At 41.0% G+C, this 17,510-nt stretch carries 18 protein-coding genes and 1 pseudogene; 4 read left to right on the top strand and 15 right to left on the bottom strand.

Annotated features, from left to right (window positions below):
• Positions 1-78: 78 nt before the first annotated feature.
• Both AOQ70_RS17975 and ilvA read right to left on the bottom strand, forming a co-directional pair.
• The gene (locus AOQ70_RS17975; RefSeq protein ID WP_059377786.1) at positions 79-330 is read right to left on the bottom strand and encodes a YpmP family protein; all 252 of its coding nucleotides are present in this window, start codon (positions 328-330) and stop codon (positions 79-81) included.
• Between the two features lie 36 nt (positions 331-366).
• Positions 367-1,635, bottom strand: a complete 1,269-nt coding sequence (ilvA, locus tag AOQ70_RS17970) for a threonine ammonia-lyase IlvA (protein ID WP_025093104.1) — start codon at positions 1,633-1,635, stop codon at positions 367-369.
• 181 nt (positions 1,636-1,816) lie between these two features.
• On the opposite strand from ilvA, the gene AOQ70_RS17965 reads away from it, so the two are divergent.
• Together AOQ70_RS17965 and trhA are read left to right on the top strand one after the other, a co-directional pair.
• Entirely contained in the window at positions 1,817-2,770 is a 954-nt protein-coding gene (locus tag AOQ70_RS17965; protein ID WP_059377783.1) for a sigma 54-interacting transcriptional regulator, read from the top strand.
• A 14-nt stretch (positions 2,771-2,784) separates the two neighbouring features.
• A complete protein-coding gene (trhA, locus tag AOQ70_RS17960; RefSeq protein ID WP_024428144.1) occupies positions 2,785-3,423 on the top strand; it encodes a PAQR family membrane homeostasis protein TrhA in 639 nt (212 codons plus the stop codon).
• A 36-nt stretch (positions 3,424-3,459) separates the two neighbouring features.
• Here trhA and AOQ70_RS17955 read toward each other — a convergent pair whose 3' ends face one another.
• From AOQ70_RS17955 to AOQ70_RS17900, 12 genes are all read right to left on the bottom strand, one after another.
• Positions 3,460-4,083, bottom strand: a complete 624-nt coding sequence (locus AOQ70_RS17955; RefSeq protein ID WP_059377780.1) for a lysophospholipid acyltransferase family protein — start codon at positions 4,081-4,083, stop codon at positions 3,460-3,462.
• A gap of 19 nt (positions 4,084-4,102) precedes the next feature.
• Entirely contained in the window at positions 4,103-4,588 is a 486-nt protein-coding gene (gene folA, locus AOQ70_RS17950; RefSeq protein WP_059377778.1) for a type 3 dihydrofolate reductase, read from the bottom strand.
• Positions 4,585-5,379 (bottom strand): thymidylate synthase, encoded by a 795-nt coding sequence (locus tag AOQ70_RS17945; protein ID WP_041085780.1) that lies wholly within the window; start codon positions 5,377-5,379, stop codon positions 4,585-4,587. Before AOQ70_RS17945 ends, folA begins: the two co-directional genes overlap by 4 nt.
• A gap of 103 nt (positions 5,380-5,482) precedes the next feature.
• Entirely contained in the window at positions 5,483-6,010 is a 528-nt protein-coding gene (locus tag AOQ70_RS17940) for a phosphatidylglycerophosphatase A family protein (RefSeq protein ID WP_047203262.1), read from the bottom strand.
• An 18-nt stretch (positions 6,011-6,028) separates the two neighbouring features.
• The gene (locus AOQ70_RS17935) at positions 6,029-6,646 is read right to left on the bottom strand and encodes a YpjP family protein (protein ID WP_059377775.1); all 618 of its coding nucleotides are present in this window, start codon (positions 6,644-6,646) and stop codon (positions 6,029-6,031) included.
• A 283-nt stretch (positions 6,647-6,929) separates the two neighbouring features.
• Positions 6,930-7,718 (bottom strand): class I SAM-dependent methyltransferase, encoded by a 789-nt coding sequence (locus AOQ70_RS17930; RefSeq protein WP_059377773.1) that lies wholly within the window; start codon positions 7,716-7,718, stop codon positions 6,930-6,932.
• 66 nt (positions 7,719-7,784) lie between these two features.
• Positions 7,785-8,219, bottom strand: a complete 435-nt coding sequence (locus AOQ70_RS17925) for a BrxA/BrxB family bacilliredoxin (RefSeq protein WP_039179382.1) — start codon at positions 8,217-8,219, stop codon at positions 7,785-7,787.
• An 81-nt stretch (positions 8,220-8,300) separates the two neighbouring features.
• Positions 8,301-9,977: a dihydroxy-acid dehydratase gene (gene ilvD / locus AOQ70_RS17920; protein ID WP_024422739.1), complete on the bottom strand. Its 1,677-nt coding sequence runs from the start codon at positions 9,975-9,977 to the stop codon at positions 8,301-8,303.
• A gap of 307 nt (positions 9,978-10,284) precedes the next feature.
• The gene (locus AOQ70_RS17915) at positions 10,285-11,421 is read right to left on the bottom strand and encodes a conserved virulence factor C family protein (RefSeq protein ID WP_059377771.1); all 1,137 of its coding nucleotides are present in this window, start codon (positions 11,419-11,421) and stop codon (positions 10,285-10,287) included.
• Between the two features lie 30 nt (positions 11,422-11,451).
• Complete coding sequence (locus AOQ70_RS17910) at positions 11,452-12,075, bottom strand: HD domain-containing protein (protein ID WP_058838891.1); 624 nt, start codon at positions 12,073-12,075, stop codon at positions 11,452-11,454.
• Position 12,076: 1 nt separating this feature from the next.
• The gene (locus AOQ70_RS17905) at positions 12,077-12,559 is read right to left on the bottom strand and encodes a glutathione peroxidase (RefSeq protein ID WP_039179391.1); all 483 of its coding nucleotides are present in this window, start codon (positions 12,557-12,559) and stop codon (positions 12,077-12,079) included.
• A gap of 74 nt (positions 12,560-12,633) precedes the next feature.
• Positions 12,634-14,316: a formate--tetrahydrofolate ligase gene (locus tag AOQ70_RS17900; RefSeq protein ID WP_047203256.1), complete on the bottom strand. Its 1,683-nt coding sequence runs from the start codon at positions 14,314-14,316 to the stop codon at positions 12,634-12,636.
• 139 nt (positions 14,317-14,455) lie between these two features.
• Here AOQ70_RS17900 and metA point away from each other — a divergent pair.
• Positions 14,456-15,363 (top strand): annotated as a pseudogene (metA, locus tag AOQ70_RS17895) (homoserine O-acetyltransferase MetA).
• Between the two features lie 227 nt (positions 15,364-15,590).
• Positions 15,591-16,742, top strand: coding sequence for a diglucosyl diacylglycerol synthase (locus tag AOQ70_RS17890; protein WP_024422744.1), 1,152 nt, complete (start codon positions 15,591-15,593; stop codon positions 16,740-16,742).
• A gap of 33 nt (positions 16,743-16,775) precedes the next feature.
• On the opposite strand, the gene AOQ70_RS17885 is transcribed toward AOQ70_RS17890, so the two are convergent.
• On the bottom strand, positions 16,776-17,477 hold the full coding sequence (locus AOQ70_RS17885) for an AIM24 family protein (RefSeq protein ID WP_059377768.1): 702 nt from the start codon (positions 17,475-17,477) through the stop codon (positions 16,776-16,778).
• Positions 17,478-17,510: the final 33 nt, after the last annotated feature.

The raw sequence follows: 17,510 nt of genomic DNA, 5'->3' as shown, positions 1-17,510 counted from the left end.
TCACGAAAAAAATCCTTGCCAAACTGAGCGGCAGCCATTTCAAAATGGCTGCTTCCCCCTTTTGACAAAGATTCCTGCTTACGCATTGTGTTTCAGTGTAGGCTCCTGATAGATCTGTTCATATGTGCTCCACTTGACGTTACGTTTCACATCCTCTCTGAAAGAGTACACAGTTCTCTTTCCATTAGATACATAGACTTTTTTCAAGAAAGCTTCAAGTCTAAAGGTGAGCATGAAACGATACGTCTCATCTCCCTTTAGAACAGGGACTTCTGTTACCTTGATCTGAGCTCCATCCATCCGTCTAAAACATATTGTTTTGAGCAGCACAAACGATCAATCCTCTTTTCCAATTATCTGTTAAGCCTAAATAAATAGGTGGAATAAATCTTGATCTTTATTCACTTCAACATAGTGGAAGCCTTTTTTATCCATCCGTTCAATCAGCGCGGCATAGTCATCTCTTTCTTTCAATTCGATGCCAACAAGCGCAGGGCCTTTGCTTCGGTTATTCTTTTTCGTATATTCAAAGCGTGAGATATCGTCATTTGGTCCTAACACTTCATCTAAAAATTCTCGAAGTGCTCCTGCTCTTTGCGGGAAATTGACAATAAAGTAATGTTGAAGCCCTTCATAGATCATTGAGCGTTCTTTGATTTCCTGCATTCTGCCGATGTCATTATTTCCTCCACTGACAATGCAGACAACATTTTTGCCTTTAATCTCCTCGCGATGGGCATCTAATGCTGCGATCGGCAATGCGCCTGCCGGTTCTGCTACAATCGCACATTGATTATACAGCTCCAAAATTGTTGTACATACTTTCCCTTCTGGTACTAGACTGATTTTATCGACAACAGACTGAAGCGATGTAAACGTCTTTTCGCCAATCCGCTGAACCGCTGCTCCGTCCACAAACTTATCAATCGAATCAAGTGTCACAACCTCGCCCTTCTCATGTGACGCATGCAGTGAAGCTGCGCCAAGCGGTTCGACTGCAATGATTTCGGTTTCTGGTGAGATATTTTTGATATATGTACCAACACCAGATAACAGACCTCCACCTCCGACACTTGCAAATAAAAAGTGAGGCTCCACTTCGATATCGTTTAATATTTCGACAGCAGTCGTTCCTTGTCCTGCCATCACATCCAAATCATCAAACGGATGGATAAATTCGCGCTTTTCTTCATCTCCGCATTTTACGGCTTCATGATACGAATCATCAAACGTATCTCCGGTTAAAATAATTTCAACATATTCTTTTCCGAACAGCTCCACTTGGGATACTTTTTGCCTTGGCGTCGTAGCAGGCATAAAAATTTTCCCGTGGATGCCTAAATATTTACAAGAATAGGCAACACCCTGTGCGTGATTTCCAGCACTTGCACAGACAATGCCATTTTCTAGTTTATCTTTTGGAAGTTGGCTCATTTTATTAAAGGCGCCTCTTAATTTAAAGGAACGAACTACTTGAAGATCCTCTCTTTTTAAGTAGACATTACATTCATATCGTTCAGAAAGTCGCTCATTTTTTTGAAGTGGTGTATGAATGACTACATCCTTCAAATTTTGATGGGCTTTTAAGATGTCTTTCACTTGAATTAGCGTATTTTCTTTGAGCAACGGTTTCATGTACAAGATCCTTTCTCTTTAACCTTATTTAATTTGTCATTATAACATGAATATTCAAAAAATAAACCAATAGATCACGGATCCATCATAAATTTTATAAACTTTTTCGTTTTCCTGTACATTTGTTTTAATTGGGTGTTACAATTGAACCAATTAGAACCACAAAGGAAGGAACCACCTCATGACCACACAATCGTTCACGTCTATTTATGGAGATCATCAAGACATCAAGCATGCCATTCATCTGGCAAAACAATTTTCGAAAAACGAACAGCCGGTCTTAATAACAGGAGACACCGGCACAGGCAAAACACTATTTGCCCAAGAAATGGCGAACGCAGCAATGACACACATGTATTGCCCCATCTTGAATGAAGAAATCTTACAGAAAGCCTTCACAGAAAAAAACAATCAAATTCTTTATTTAGATGAGGTCGCCGCATTAAGTATTCCTATGCAGCACAAGGTCATTCACTTTCTAGAAACATCACCTGCAACAAAAGTAATCGCTTCTTCGTCTTTATCAATAGAGGCACTCAGGGTTTCTTCTACCTTTTTACCCGAGCTGTTTTATCGTTTGAATGTTCTTCATTTGGCCCTTCCGGCTTTAGCTGAACGAAAAACAGACATTCCTGTGTTAACAAATGCTTTCTTTCAAGAGCTGAACATGGCTCCTGACATTGATCCAAGTGTTTGGGAAGCCTTGCAGCAGTATCCATTTGAAGGAAATGTGCAAGAGCTCAAAAATATCGTTCATTACGCTGCATCCATACTCGAGGGCCACACGGTATTTTTACATCATTTACCTCCCTTTGTGTTAGCACCTCTTCCCTCAGCCGTAAAAGGTAAAAAGGAAGAACACCAGCTTACACTAATGGAAAAACAAGAGTTTGTTTTCTTGCTGGAAGCCATTAAATCTCTCAATGAAAAAGGAGAAGCAGCAAGCAGACGCATCTTGTCTGAACTAAGCAAGCAAGGAGACATTCCGCTCACCCCTCAGCAGGTGAGAAACCGCTTAGATGATCTTGAGAAAAAAGCATACGTGACGAAAGGAAAAGGCAGGGCCGGAACGAAGATTACACTTGAAGGTCTTTCATTCCTGAAGTCGCTTGATGGTTATATACCGGTTCAATAAAAGGAGGACATCCATTGTTTACTGTAAAAGAAGAAATTGCAAACGCCATTACACATGGCATTGGTGTTATTTTATCCATACCAGCTATTGTGTTTCTCGTCTTATTCGCTGTTCAATACGGCACCGTCACAGATATTATCAGCTTTTCGATATTTGGTGCATCCATGCTGCTGCTCTATTTAAGTTCAACCTTGCTTCATAGCATTCGGCACAAAAAAACAAAAGATATTTTTGAAATCCTCGACCACTCGGCTATTTATGTATTGATTGCTGGTACATATACACCCTTTTTACTTGGACCACTAAAAGGTGCACTCGGCTATACGCTCCTTGCGATTGTATGGGCGCTTGCTGCTGGTGGGATTGTCTTTAAAATCTTTTTCGTCAAACGCTTTATTATCGTATCTACCCTCGTCTATTTATTAATGGGCTGGATGATTATCATTGCCATCAAACCGCTTTATATCCAATTAACAGGTGCAGGATTTGGACTCTTACTGTTAGGCGGCATATTATATTCAGTCGGAACCATCTTTTATATTTGGCGGAAAATCCCCTATCACCATGCGATTTGGCACAGCTTTGTTCTCGGCGGCAGTGCATCGATGTTCTTCTGTATTTTATTCTATTGCGTAAACATTCCTGCTGCATGAAAAAAACCAGCATCCACTATTCGGATGCTGGTTTTTCTATGCACGCTTTTGTGCGTAATCACTGATCATGACAGGAGCTTTAATATGAATATCGACATTAACAGGACGCATTCTCTTCACGAACTTCCCCATTAAAAGACGATCCGTTCCGCTCGTTTCAATCGGTACAAGCGGACAATCGAATTCTTCAGCAAGCGCCTCTGCAATATGACGATACTCTTCTGAAAGCAGTAGACTCTGCCCAGACATGATTCTTTCCTTTGCTTCTTCTAATAAAACCTCATCCGTTTGATTCTGGTGAATGACCGCCATTTTTTTCAACCATTGTTTTAAAATCGGATACCGAAAGAGCTTCGGCTTTGCCATAAAAGCAACTGGCTGCTCAAGGTGGCCGATCAATAATGTCGTCGTGACTGGATTCAGCTCTTTTGTGACATAAATAACCGGGCAGTCTGGCAGCTTCTTTTGCTGATGAATGGTCATGACTGATCCTGATTGATCAATACATCCCCGGGCAAACCTTTTTGCATGCTCATGAATGAGATGCATTCGTTTCGTATAGGAAATGCGTGGATCCGTTAATTCATGATCGTACAAATGCCTCATACTTTTTAAAAAGGATACAACAACATAAATCGTTAAAAACCAATAACGAAACAACCGTACTCCTCCTACTCACTTATCCTTTTTTGTCATAGACGACAAATTCATAATTGTAGGGGTTCTTTTCGTCACGATGGCCTTTTTCGCGTGATACAATCGTCCATTCGTCTTCATTGTAATACGGGAAATAACGGTCTCCTTCAAACGCATGGTGAATGTGCGTGATATAGAGACGATTCGCATATGGCATCATCTCTTCATACAGCTTAGACCCGCCAATAATAAATAGCTCTGTCTCGCTTTCCGCAATTGCCAAAACGTCAGCAATTGAATGAACAACCTCGCATCCTTCTGCTTTAAAAGAAGAACTTGTGGTCAGCACAATGTTTCGGCGGTTAGGCAGTGCTCGTCCAATCGATTCAAAGGTTTTTCTGCCCATGACAATCGTATGTCCGCCTGTGACTTTTTTAAAATACGCTAAATCTGCTGGTAAATGCCAAGGCATTTGATTATCTTGACCAATGACTCTGTCTTCTCCTGTCGCCACAATCATGGAAATCATACACTGACTTCTCCTTTAATATGCGGATGCGGATCATAGTTCTCAAGCACAAAATCATCAAACGTAAAATCAAAAATGCTCTTTACATCTCTTGTGATGCGAAGCTTAGGAAGCGTGCGTTCCTCACGCTCTAGCTGCATTTTCACCTGTGGAAGATGATTTTGGTAAATATGAGCATCTCCAAGTGTATGAATAAACTCGCCTGGCTCAAGATTTGTGACTTTAGCAATCATCATCGTTAGAAGAGCATATGAAGCGATATTAAATGGCACGCCTAAAAAGATATCTGCCGATCTTTGATATAGCTGGCAGGAAAGCTTCCCGTTTGATACGTAAAATTGAAACAGACAATGACAAGGAGGCAGCGCCATTTGATCAATTTCCCCCGGATTCCAAGCACTGACGATCAGTCTTCTTGAATTCGGGTTGTGCTCAATATCATGGATCAGCTTTGTGATCTGATCCACGGTCTCGCCGTCTCCACTCGCCCATGATCTCCACTGCGCTCCGTACACACGGCCCAGCTCTCCATTTTCATCTGCCCATTCGTTCCAAATCCGAACACCATTTTCTTGAAGATATTTGACATTTGTATCACCTTTTAAAAACCAAAGCAACTCATGAATGATTGATTTCAGGTGTAATTTCTTTGTTGTTAAAAGAGGAAATCCTTCCTGTAAATCAAATCTCATCTGGTAACCGAACGTGCTGATTGTACCTGTACCCGTTCTGTCACCTTTTTCATCCCCGTGCTGTAATACATGACGGCATAACTCTTTGTATTGTTTCATTTTTTTCATCCTTTATTTATGTTCTTGTTGTAGTTTACCTTATTTCTGCTTTTGTTGAAACCAAAAAAACATGCCTGCATGATGAGCAGACATGTTTTTCTTTTTATACTTGATTCACTCGTTCCTGCTCTTCATCTTTAATATCTTGGTGTGAGTGAGCAATGCGGCTTGCAGCTGCTGCGGCAAGTGCAGCGACTAGGTCATCAAGGAAAGTATGCACTTCACCTGGACGGCCCTCATCTAATTCACGAATAATACCAAATTTCTCTTTATCTAAATAACCGAAGTTGGTCAAACCGATTGATCCATATACATTGACAATGGAAAGCGGAATAATCTCATCAATTCCATATAGCGGCTCATCTGTTTCAACTAAGTGCTGTAAAGGTTCTGGCAAAAGTTTTTGTTCTGCCAGCTGATCAAGGGCAAGTCCTGTTAAAACTGCATGGACAATTTCTCTTTTATTCAGCACTTTTTCAACATTTTCAATACAGACACTAAGTGGAAGGTTTGGATGATATTTTTCTTGGAGCTTCAGCACAATGTGTGCGATATCTTCAATTTTCACTCCGCGGTCGTTTAACATTTGTTTTGTAATCTGCACCATTTCGTTCATTGTATATTTTTTCAATTGGCATGACCTCTCCTTCTAGTGGCTCATCCAGCTCGGCGGGGTGTTTTTGTCCCAGTAAATATTACCGAGTTCATGATGCGTCTGGAATCCATCTTCTGCTGTATGGTAATGAAAGTTAAACCAATATCCGCTGTGAGGCGGCTGATCTCTTCTGACATGGAAACGGAGCAAATCTTCTCCGGTCTTGCGGTTGTAAATGTGGAAGATTTTTTCGCCATTTCCACTTGAAGGCTGATCAGTTAAAACAACATCTTGAAATTTTTCGTCATCTTTGAAATTTGTTAAATAGTCGGTTAACACTTGTTCAATCTTCGGCTGAATCTCTTCTCTGTACTCGTCCTCAATGACAGGTGTGATTTTACGGCCAAATTTGAGAAAGGATTGATTTTCTGCATTTGACAGCACCTCTTGCTTATATTGCTCAAAGGGATCTGTCTGCTCTTTGCTTTCCTCTTGCGTTAGTTCCCAGCTGCGCATTTCATCTGATGTATCATAAACAGCTGTATAAGGCGTTTTATCAGATGAAGAAAGTTCAGAAGGCTTGTCTGTCATCAAAGCCGACGGAGGAGAGACTAAACCAAAAGTTGCAATCGTAAAGAGCACAACAAGCGTTTTTCTCATCCACATCTTCATGATATCTAATTCCTTCCATAAGTTATCATACTGCTATTCTAGCATATAATGAATTTTCAGTCATTCAATTTGGCCATCGATTTGAGACTTTCTTTTTCATAATAAAACGTTTACAATGGTAGCAAAGGCGACTAAAATTTGGGAGGAATGGGTATGCTTGAAGGGTTTTTCATTACGGCTTCCTTGCTGACGTTATTTTATTTTGTCTATATGGAGATTACAGATTAAAAGCCCTAAATAAGGGCTTTTTTAGATGATTGACAAGGAATTCAAGAATTGTCTATTAGTGAGGGCTTTTTTCTTTCTCAATATATCCATAATGAAATTGAGCTGTTTTTCGTTTTAAAACGTGAAATTGATAGGAATCTGCTAGAAATCGGGTGCTTTTCCAATGATCTTTTAAAACTACCCTTTTTCTCGCCACTCTCAGTGCTTCTTGGACGGCTATTTCGTGGTCAAAGTGGTGCTCTGCTGCATGACGTAGCGGAGCGATACTTGCAGATTCTTGAATTGTCTCCTCAAACATCGGATCAAAATAGACGACATCAAATGAACCATCAGAGAGCTTCTTTAGCTGCTCGATACTGTCTCCACTTACAACAGATATCCGTTTCATCGCTTCATCTGCCTCTCTTAACCCTGTCTCCCATGTGTTTAGTCCTTCTCGCACTAGCAATGCTGTCATGGGATTCTTTTCGATACCAACGACCCTTCCCTTCGTACCTACTCGCATGCTGGCTGTAATGGCATCTGATCCTAAGCCAAGCGTACAATCCAAAAAGGAATCGCCAGGCTGAAGCTGCGTGGCTTCGATTAAAGGATCCTTTTCTCCGCGCATGAGCCGCTTCACCCTGAACATTGCTGAGCTTGGATGAAAGAAAAACTTTTCACCATTTGGCTGATACCATTCGAATCTTTCTTTCCCCACAACAAGGACGTCTCCTCGTTTTATCGCAAGCTGCTTGACAGATTGTTTGCGCCTCTCTACATACTCGCCGTGTAAATCCTCTGCAAGGGCTTTTGCTGTTTCAATCGTTTGTTCATTTGCTCTAAAGCTTGTTGTGATAAGCATGCGGTTCCTCCATCATGATCATGAAAAAATGCCCTGATTTGATCACAGGACATTTCAACATGTGTATTAGCAATGTTTTTCGAATGCAGATAAGACGTTGTTCATGATGTCTTCCATTTCATGACCTTCAATTTCGTCACGCGGAATAAAATGAACAAGTTCATTTCCTTTTAAAAGTGCCATAGATGGAGACGATGGCTCTTCGCCTGTGAAGTATTCTCTCATTTTTGCCGTTGCTTCCCTGTCCTGGCCAGCAAAAACTGTGACAATTCGATCTGGCGTTTTTTCTGCCTTCATCACAGCTTGTGTAGCAGCTGGGCGTGCTAAGCCGGCAGCGCACCCGCATACAGAATTGACAACCACAAATGTCGTTCCTTCTCTTTCTTGCATCGTTTGTTCTACTTCTTCTTCCGTTGTTAGTTCTTGAAATCCTGCACTTGTCAGCTCTTGACGCATCGGTACAACGAGCTGGCGCATATATTCTTCATATGCCATTGACATAAAAAAGCCCCCTCTATAATCCTTATGTTGTGAATAAAGGATACTATAGAGAGAGCCAATTTTCAAATGTTCGATATCAGATTAAATTTTCATGATTCCGCCTGTATTGGCTGATGTCACAAGTTTTGAATATCTAGCAAGATAACCTGTTTTTACTTTTGGCTCAAAGCCTTTCCAGTTTGCTTTTCTTCTTTCCCATTCTTCCTCTGGAACATCTACGCTTAAAATACGCTGCTCGATATCGACAACAACATGGTCACCATTTTCAACAAAGGCAAGCGGGCCTCCCTCAGCTGCCTCTGGTGAGACGTGTCCAATAGACAATCCGCGAGAAGCGCCGGAAAAACGTCCGTCTGTAATTAAAGCAACCTTTGGTCCAAGTCCCATACCGACGATTTGTGAAGTAGGTGCAAGCATTTCAGGCATGCCAGGTCCGCCTTTAGGTCCTTCGTAGCGAATGATGACAACATGTCCTGCTTCTACTTTTCTATTAATGATGCCTTCAAGGGCTTCTTCTTGGGATTCAAATACGATCGCAGGTCCCTCATGGCGTGTGATCCCGTCTTGTACCCCGCCCGTTTTAATGATGGCTCCATCTGGCGCAAGGTTTCCAAATAAAACGGCTAAGCCGCCTTTTTCAGTAAATGGCTTGTCAATTGGATAGATGACGTTATAATCTTTTACCTCATGTCCCGCAATGTTCTCGCCGAGCGTTTTCGCAGTAACGGTCATTGTATCTAAATGAAGAGCGCCTTCTTTTTTAGACAATTCATTTAGTGCCGCTGTAACGCCGCCTGCTTCATGTAAATCCTCAATATAAACATCTGAAGCTGGAGCAAGTTTCGATAAATGAGGCACACGTTCTGCTACTTCATTGATACGTTCAAGTGAATATTCAACACCTGCTTCATTCGCAATCGCCAATGTGTGAAGAACGGTATTGGTTGAACCACCAAGAGCCATATCTAATGCAAATGCATTATCAATTGCTTTTTCAGTGACAATATCCCGTGGTTTAATATCTTTTTTGATGAGCTCCATGAGTTGTTTTGCAGACTTCTTCGCAAATTCTCTTCGCTCTGGTGATGTCGCCAAAATTGTTCCATTTCCAGGAAGAGCAATCCCGAGTGCTTCTGCCAAACAGTTCATTGAGTTAGCTGTAAACATACCTGAACAAGATCCGCAGGTTGGACAGCCAAACTGCTCTAATTCATTTAATTCCTCTTCATTGATTTTACCTGACTGGTATGCACCAACACCTTCAAATACAGAAGAAAGAGAAATTTTTCTGCCATCACTTGTTCTACCCGCTTCCATCGGTCCGCCGCTCACAAAAACAGTCGGAATATTCACGCGCATCGCTGCCATCATCATTCCTGGTGTGATTTTATCGCAGTTAGGAATACAAACCATTCCATCAAACCAATGAGCAGATACAACGGTTTCTACAGAGTCAGCAATGATTTCACGGCTTGGCAATGAATATCTCATCCCGATATGACCCATGGCAATTCCATCATCGACGCCAATCGTATTGAATTCAAATGGAACGCCGCCAGCTTCACGAATGGCTTCTTTCACAATCTTCCCGAATTCCTGAAGATGGACATGTCCTGGGACAATATCAATATAGGAATTACATACGGCAATAAATGGCTTGCCGAAATCCTCATCCTTTACCCCCGCTGCTCTTAGTAAGCTTCGGTGAGGTGCTCTGTCGATTCCTTGTTTAATCATATTACTGCGTAGTTCTGCCATCTGTTTAAAAAGCCTCCTATACTACAAGTCTTGTTGACTGCATGATTTTGAGTTGATTTTATTTTACAAATTTTCTGTTTATTTAGCCACCTATGAATGACTGATGACTAACATGGCTGCTGAAGCAAGCGCTCAGCAAGGTTCGTGTCATAAAATCTGACCTCCAATATTCTATATTGGTACTACTATATAGAGTTTTTTCGCATATTTCAACAATATTCAAAATAATTTTTCTAAAAAAATTTTTCTGTCTATCTTTTTTAGAAAAACAAGCTGCTTTTCATTGGCAGCTTGTTCATTTTTCTCATCATTCTGATGCATTCTTTCTACTTTCTGTCATTTGCTTCCACACAGAGCCTTTCGCTTCTTCTCCATGCTCAATGCGCTCAATCGCCATTTTGACTTGAAGACTGACTTCAAACTCAGGGTCTTGCTCTGCTTCTTTTAATGCTTCAAGTGCCGTTTCGTCCCCTTCTTCATAAAGGAACATCGCTGCACGCCAGCGGACGAGCTTACTCGGGTCCTTTAATGCTGCGATCATGGCTTCGGTAGCGCTAGGGTCACCAAGGTCAGAAATACAGTCGCCAGCCGTTCTGCGGACCGTCACTGTTTTGTCCTCGAGCCCCTTATATAAAATAGGCAGAATGGCAGGATCTTCAATCATGCCAGCATTCACAACGGCTTGTCTGCGAATAGACGTTTTTGGATCCTCCATTGCTTTCATTAAAACAGGTATATCCTTTTGCTCTGGCTGCATTTGCTCTAAATGGGCAAAACGTTTTTTCCAATCTTCCTCTTGCAGCATGTCTTCTGTTACATCATATGCTTTTCGGTTCACCTGTCTATCTACAGCTTCCTTCCCTTCTTTAACTGCCTCTGTTAATCGGGCTAAACGCTCATCATCGTAGGCTGCTTGCAGCTCCTCTGTGACTTCCTGACCGATATCAGCAAATTCCCCAAAACGAACGCCGTGTTCTTTCCACACACGTTCAAACACGACATTGTCTGAGCTGCTTCTAAGCTTTAAAATGGCTGCTTGAAAACGGTCAGGCATGCCAAACCGCTCTTCTCTTTCACCGTCTGACAGTTTGACCTGCATCGGAATCCCATTAAACATTTGGACAAATACTTTCACTTCACCAAATGTGTCATCGCCTGACTGCGAACCTTCTTGAAGGCCTTCTGTTTCTTGTCCAAAGGCTTCTCTGACCTGCTGTAAAATACCCTGCCAGTCAAACTTTGCATTTCGCTCGACCGCTAAGAAATCTGCGACATGATAAACCCCTTTTACACCTTCAATGCTTAAAATACGCTTGATCATTTCTGGGGCTTCGTCTTTTTGATCCTTTTTGTAGTTGTTGCTTTTACCGCCGGCAAGTGCTTCTGTCAAAATAACCTTCATGGTATTCGGACTTGGCGTCGGTTCTATGGCTGTTATTTTCATTGATATATCCTCCTTACACACATAAAGACCCTACTCATCTGTAAGGCCGCATTCTTCTTTCCATTTCTTGATAAATAAAATCATCAATTCATGCCGCTCATCAGCAAGCTGCTTCCCTGCACGAGTGTTCATCAAGTCTTTTAATTTGAGCAGTTTTTCTTCCATATGCTTTAGCACAGAGCCCTGCTGCGTGTCCTTTGTATAATGGGGCTCACCTGTTGCGCCAGCATACGTAAAAACTCTAGCGATACCGCTTGCTCCTATCGCATCCAGCCTATCCGCATCTTGAACAATAGTCCCTTCTAACGTCATCGGCCTAAACTGCTTATGCCGGTGACGAAAAGACATCGTTGTAATGATGTCCATGATGTAGCGGATATCCCTCGTATCCAATTCCCACAAAAGGAGCTGGTGCTCAAGCTGCTCCTTAGTGACTTTCCATTCACTTGACAGCTTTTCATCAATGACATCATGTACAATTGCCGCCATTTCGATGATAAAGAAAGAGCCGCCTTCCTGATGTGCAATACGGACGGCAAGCTGGCGCACACGAGCAACATGAGCCGCATCGTGTCCAGTTGGTTCATCCTTCAGCCTGTCTGAAACAAAGGAGGCAGCTGCCTCCAATTGTTTTCGCTGCATGACTGTCAGCATCTTATTTGTCCAACAGAGCGATGATTGAGCTTTCTAATTCTTTTGGTGGCGTTTTTGGAGAGAATCGTTCAGTGACTTCTCCGTTTTGGTCAACGATAAATTTTGTGAAATTCCATTTCACTGTTTTTGTCCCAAGCACACCTTTCGCTTCACTTGTTAAATGCTTGAACAGTGGGTGCGCCTCTTCGCCATTAACATCTACTTTCGCAAACATAGGGAAGGTCACTCCATAATTCAAAGAACAGAATTCTTGAATGGCTTCTTCTCCTTCTGGCTCTTGGTTCATAAATTGGTTACACGGAAATCCTAAAATTTCAAGGCCCTTTTCATGATATTGATCATATAGCTCTTGTAATTGTTTAAATTGAGGAGTCAGTCCACATTTGCTTGCTGTGTTTACAATAATGAGCACTTTTCCTTTGTATTCTGCCATCGATTTTTCCTGACCGTTAATGGTCTTGACCTGAATATCATAAATTGACATCTCATAGCCTCCTAGGATTCACTTTTTCCTATCGTAACATGCTTCTTTTAGAAAATCGCTTTTTATGCTCCCGTTTAAAAGAGTCCTGTCACACTGCCGTCTTCTAATAAATCCATTTCGAGAGCCGCAGGTTTTTTAGGTAATCCAGGCATTGTCAAAATGCTTCCGGTTAAGGCCACAATAAATCCTGCTCCTACAGATGGCTTTAACTCGCGAATCGTAATGGTAAAGCCTTTAGGTCTGCCGATTAAAGCTGGATCATCCGAAAGAGAATATTGTGTTTTTGCCATACAAACCGGCAAATGAGCCCAGCCGTTTTCCTCAATGGCAGCCAGCTGCTTTCTTGCTTTGGATGTGAGCGTGACCCCATCTGCCCCGTAAACCACTTTGGCCACTTTAGATAACTTTTCTTCTATGGAATCGTTCTCTTCATACAAATAGGTAAAGTTGTTCTTTTTCTTTTCAATGAGTTCCGCTAGTTCCTCGGCAAGAGCTGTCCCGCCTTCGCCTCCTTCTTCCCATACATTCACGGCTTTAACTGGATGGCCATGTTTGCCGCACCAATCTTCTATCGCTTGAATCTCTTCTTTTGTATCCGTAATAAAACGGTTTACCGCGACAATATATGGAAGACCAAAAGCTTGCACGGTTTCAATATGCTTTTCTAAATTATGTATACCTTCTAAGACGGCGTGTGCATTCTCTTCTTTGAGTTCGGTTTTCTTCATTCCGCCATGCATCTTTAATGCTCTCACTGTCGCCACAATGACAACTGCACCAGGTTTGAAATCACCAGCTCTTGTTTTAATGTGAAGGAACTTTTCTGCTCCAAGATCTGCTCCAAATCCAGCTTCTGTTACGACATAATCAGCTAATTTTGCTGCCATTTTGGTTGCAATTAAACTATTGCATCCATGTGCAATATTGGCAAAAGGACCGCCATGGACAAGTGCTGGGGTTCCTTCAATCGTTTGAACCAGGTTCGGCTTGAGTGCGTCTTTTAAAAGTAACGTCAGGACACCTTCATATCCAAGTGCTCCCACTGTGACTGGCTCGCCTTCTTGATTATAGGCAACAACAATAGAAGAAAGACGTTTTTTTAAGTCAGATAAGTCTTCTGCTAAACAGAGGATCGCCATCATTTCGGAAGCAACTGTAATGTCAAATCCGTCTTCTCTAGGATACCCATTTAACTGACCGCCAAGTCCGACAACGACTTGTCTTAATGCACGATCGTTTAAATCAAGCACCCGCTTCCATACAATGCGGCGCGTGTCGATGCCGAGTTCATTTCCGTGATGGATATGGTTATCAATAAAAGCAGATAAGGCGTTATGTGCAGATGTAATGGCATGAAAATCTCCTGTGAAATGAAGATTGATTTCTTCCATTGGCAGCACCTGTGAATATCCTCCGCCCGCTGCCCCGCCTTTAATCCCCATTGTAGGACCTAATGATGGCTCACGCATTGCAATGATCGCTTTTTTGCCAATTTTTTCGAAGGCTTGACCAAGGCCGACTGTTACCGTGGATTTCCCCTCACCTGCTGGCGTTGGGTTGATGGAAGTGACAAGAATCACGTGTCCTTCTTTTTGTTCCTTTAAACGGTCAAAAATAGTCAAAGATATTTTCGCTTTTGTGAAACCATAGCATTCTAATTCTTCGTCATGTAGTTGCAGCTTTGCTGCGATGTCTTGAATTGGTCTCAGCTTAGCCTTTTGGGCAATGTCAATATCTGATAAATGCTTTGTGATCATAACAAAACGGCCTCCTTTTTTTACAGAAACAGCATTCTTTTTTGCTCTATTTTTCATTGTAACATAATTGAAACATTGAAATATCGCCAGAAAGTTCCTATAATGAAGTGAAATTAGCTTTGGTTCAGGGGGTGGCGAGTTGCCTATTAACATACCAGTTCATCTGCCGGCAAAACAAATACTAGAGAGCGAAAATATTTTCGTCATGGATGAGACAAGGGCATTCAAGCAAGATATCCGTCCTTTGAATATCGTGATCTTAAATTTAATGCCAAAAAAATACAAACTGAAACGCAGCTGCTGAGAATGCTCGGAAATTCTCCTTTACAAGTGTACTTTACGTTTTTGATTCCAAGTACACATACACCGAAGAATACGTCGAGAGAGCATCTAGATGAATTTTATACGACCTTTGAAATGATTCGCCATAAAAAATTTGATGGAATGATCATCACTGGCGCACCAATTGAGCACTTACCTTTTGAAGAAGTTTCTTATTGGAAAGAGCTGCAGGACATTTTGGACTGGAGTAAAACCAATGTGACGTCTACCCTTCATATTTGCTGGGGTGCACAGGCAGGTTTATATCACCATTACGGGATTGAAAAGATCAAGCTTCCCGAGAAAAAATTTGGTGTATTTGAGCATATTGTGAAAGAGAAAAAAGAAAGATTAGTCAGAGGTTTTGATGAAGTATACTATGTCCCACATTCTAGGCATACAGATATTAATACAGAACAATTAAAAAACACGCCGAATTTGAAAGTCTTGAGTATGTCTGAAGAAGCAGGTGTTTGTTTAATTGTTTCAGATGATGATAAACAAGTATTTTTAACTGGACATCCTGAGTATGATACAGATACATTGATGCAGGAATATGAAAGAGATTTGTTGAAACATGATACAGTCCAAAAACCTGTCCACTATTTTATAGAAGATGGTGACACATTAATCCCAGTAAATCGTTGGAAAGCCCATGCAACCTTATTGTTTATGAATTGGCTTAATTATTATGTTTATCAAGAAACACCATACGTTTGGGAATAAAATAGACTGTGGTCTGATGATAAATCGTCAAAATGTGTTAAAATACAAATGGCTCTGTCTTCCATTATCAATTGAATCTGTTTGTTTTTTAAAATTAGTTTAATTCTTTCGTAACGAATGATATGCTCTAACTGTTTATATGTTATCTTTATGTATATGTAGACCTATGAGATTAATAGTTTCGTACGAAGTTTTGTTGTTGTTGATTACATTTGAGGTGAATATTCTTGAATACCAATAAAAAAATATTAATCTTGACCGCAAATTATGGAAATGGACATATGCAGGTAGCAAAAACACTGTATGATGAATGCAAATCCCAAGGATTTGAACATGTTGTAGTTTCTAATTTGTATCAAGAATCGAATCCCATTGTGTCAGAAGTGACTCAATATTTATACTTGAAGAGCTTTTCCATTGGGAAACAATTTTATCGCTTGTTTTATTACGGTGTTGATAAAATTTACAATAAACGCAAATTTAACATTTATTTAAAGATGGGAAATAAGCGTCTCGATGAATTAATTCAGTTACACAATCCAGATATCATCATTATTACATTCCCGATGATTGTTGTACCAGAATATCGAAACAAAACAGGTAAAGTGATTCCGACTTTTAATGTCATGACCGATTTTTGTCTCCATAAGATTTGGGTACATGAAAACATCGACCGATACTATGTTGCAACCGATTATGTGAAACAAAAATTAGTGGAAATCGGCACACATCCAAGCGATGTCAAAGTGACAGGTATTCCTATTAGACCACAGTTTGAAGCCGACGTGCCAAAATCGATGATCTATAAAAAATATGGATTATCATCCGACAAAAAAGTACTTCTTATCATGGCTGGTGCTCACGGTGTACTAAAAAATGTGAAGGAATTATGTGAGGCGCTGCTTCTCGACAGTGAAGTACAAATTGTTGTTGTATGCGGAAAGAACGCCGCACTGAAACAATCGCTTAGCGTTCTTGAGCAGGCACACCCAGATCAATTGAAGGCGCTTGGATATGTGGAACAAATTGATGAATTGTTCAGAGTAACAGATTGTATGATTACAAAACCAGGCGGCATTACTTTAACAGAAGCAACTGCAATCGGTGTCCCAGTCATTCTTTACAAGCCTGTCCCTGGCCAAGAAAAAGAAAATGCTCTTTTCTTTGAGGATTATGGCGCTGCTATTGTCATTAACAGACATGAAGACATTTTAGAATCTGTGACCAACTTGCTGCAGGACGAAGAAAAATTAGAAACAATGAAACAAAACATGAAAAAACTGCACTTAAAACAATCTTCTCAAACCATTTTGGAAGATATCGTCGAGCAGTCAGATCTCATCATGAATAACAAAACATATGCTCGCGCATTATCATAAAAAGGTGTCCGTCATTGACGGACACCTTTTTCTTTACCCTTGATTTCCATTTGTTGTGTATACTTCTTCAAACGGCTGAACGACAACAAAGCCGCTTCCGCTAAACTTCATTTGAATGGACTCTCCGCTTCCCCTGCCAATAAAGGTTTTAAAGGAAACATCTGTCACAAATTCAGTTTTTAGATCCCCTGACCACGCAACAGTCGCATTCGGATCTGTATAAACAGAGTCACCAGGCTGAACAATGAGCGTCAGCGGCTCATAATGACTTGTGATTGCAACTAAGCCCGGCCCATCTAATTTGACATTAAATAATCCGCCTGCAAGCATGCCTGATACCTTTTTCATCAATTTGATATCCCAGCGGACAGACGGTTCAAATGCGAGCAGGTCGTTTCCATTCACAAAAATAGATTCCCCTTGGGCCAAACGGAGAATTGAGATTTTTTTGCCTTGATCTGCCACATATAATTTCCCATCACCTGTCGCCTTCATTAGTGAGGTGCCTTCTCCCGAGAGCATTTTTTTGAACATCTTTGAGACGCCGTGCTCAAAAACACCCTCACGTTCAAATTTGATTTTCCCTCGATAGGAAACCATGGAACCTGTTTTTGCCCAAATGGTGTCAGTCAAATTAATTTCTAGAAGCCTTGATGTTTCAAGTTCAAAGACCCCTTCTCCTTTATCTTCTTGCTGCGTATTCTGAATAAATTCTTCAAGTGTATAACGATTCATGATTGCACCTCTTTCTGTATTTTTTTTATATAC

Origin of the sequence: Bacillus sp. AM 13(2015) (assembly GCF_001518755.1) — a bacterium.
Taxonomy (GTDB): Bacteria; Bacillota; Bacilli; order Bacillales; family Bacillaceae; genus Bacillus; species Bacillus safensis.
The sequence above is the reverse complement of the archived record's forward strand: the minus strand, read 5'-3'. Positions and strand labels throughout refer to the sequence as shown.

Coding starts and splice junctions, on each gene's coding strand:
- ilvA (WP_025093104.1), bottom strand. CDS start 1,635: ATGAAACCGTTGCTCAAAGAAAATACGCTAATTCAAGTGAAAGACATC.
- AOQ70_RS17965 (WP_059377783.1), top strand. CDS start 1,817: ATGACCACACAATCGTTCACGTCTATTTATGGAGATCATCAAGACATC.
- folA (WP_059377778.1), bottom strand. CDS start 4,588: ATGATTTCCATGATTGTGGCGACAGGAGAAGACAGAGTCATTGGTCAA.
- AOQ70_RS17945 (WP_041085780.1), bottom strand. CDS start 5,379: ATGAAACAATACAAAGAGTTATGCCGTCATGTATTACAGCACGGGGAT.
- AOQ70_RS17935 (WP_059377775.1), bottom strand. CDS start 6,646: ATGAAGATGTGGATGAGAAAAACGCTTGTTGTGCTCTTTACGATTGCA.
- AOQ70_RS17930 (WP_059377773.1), bottom strand. CDS start 7,718: ATGCTTATCACAACAAGCTTTAGAGCAAATGAACAAACGATTGAAACA.
- AOQ70_RS17925 (WP_039179382.1), bottom strand. CDS start 8,219: ATGTCAATGGCATATGAAGAATATATGCGCCAGCTCGTTGTACCGATG.
- ilvD (WP_024422739.1), bottom strand. CDS start 9,977: ATGGCAGAACTACGCAGTAATATGATTAAACAAGGAATCGACAGAGCA.
- AOQ70_RS17915 (WP_059377771.1), bottom strand. CDS start 11,421: ATGAAAATAACAGCCATAGAACCGACGCCAAGTCCGAATACCATGAAG.
- AOQ70_RS17910 (WP_058838891.1), bottom strand. CDS start 12,075: ATGCTGACAGTCATGCAGCGAAAACAATTGGAGGCAGCTGCCTCCTTT.
- AOQ70_RS17905 (WP_039179391.1), bottom strand. CDS start 12,559: ATGTCAATTTATGATATTCAGGTCAAGACCATTAACGGTCAGGAAAAA.
- AOQ70_RS17900 (WP_047203256.1), bottom strand. CDS start 14,316: ATGATCACAAAGCATTTATCAGATATTGACATTGCCCAAAAGGCTAAG.
- AOQ70_RS17885 (WP_059377768.1), bottom strand. CDS start 17,477: ATGAATCGTTATACACTTGAAGAATTTATTCAGAATACGCAGCAAGAA.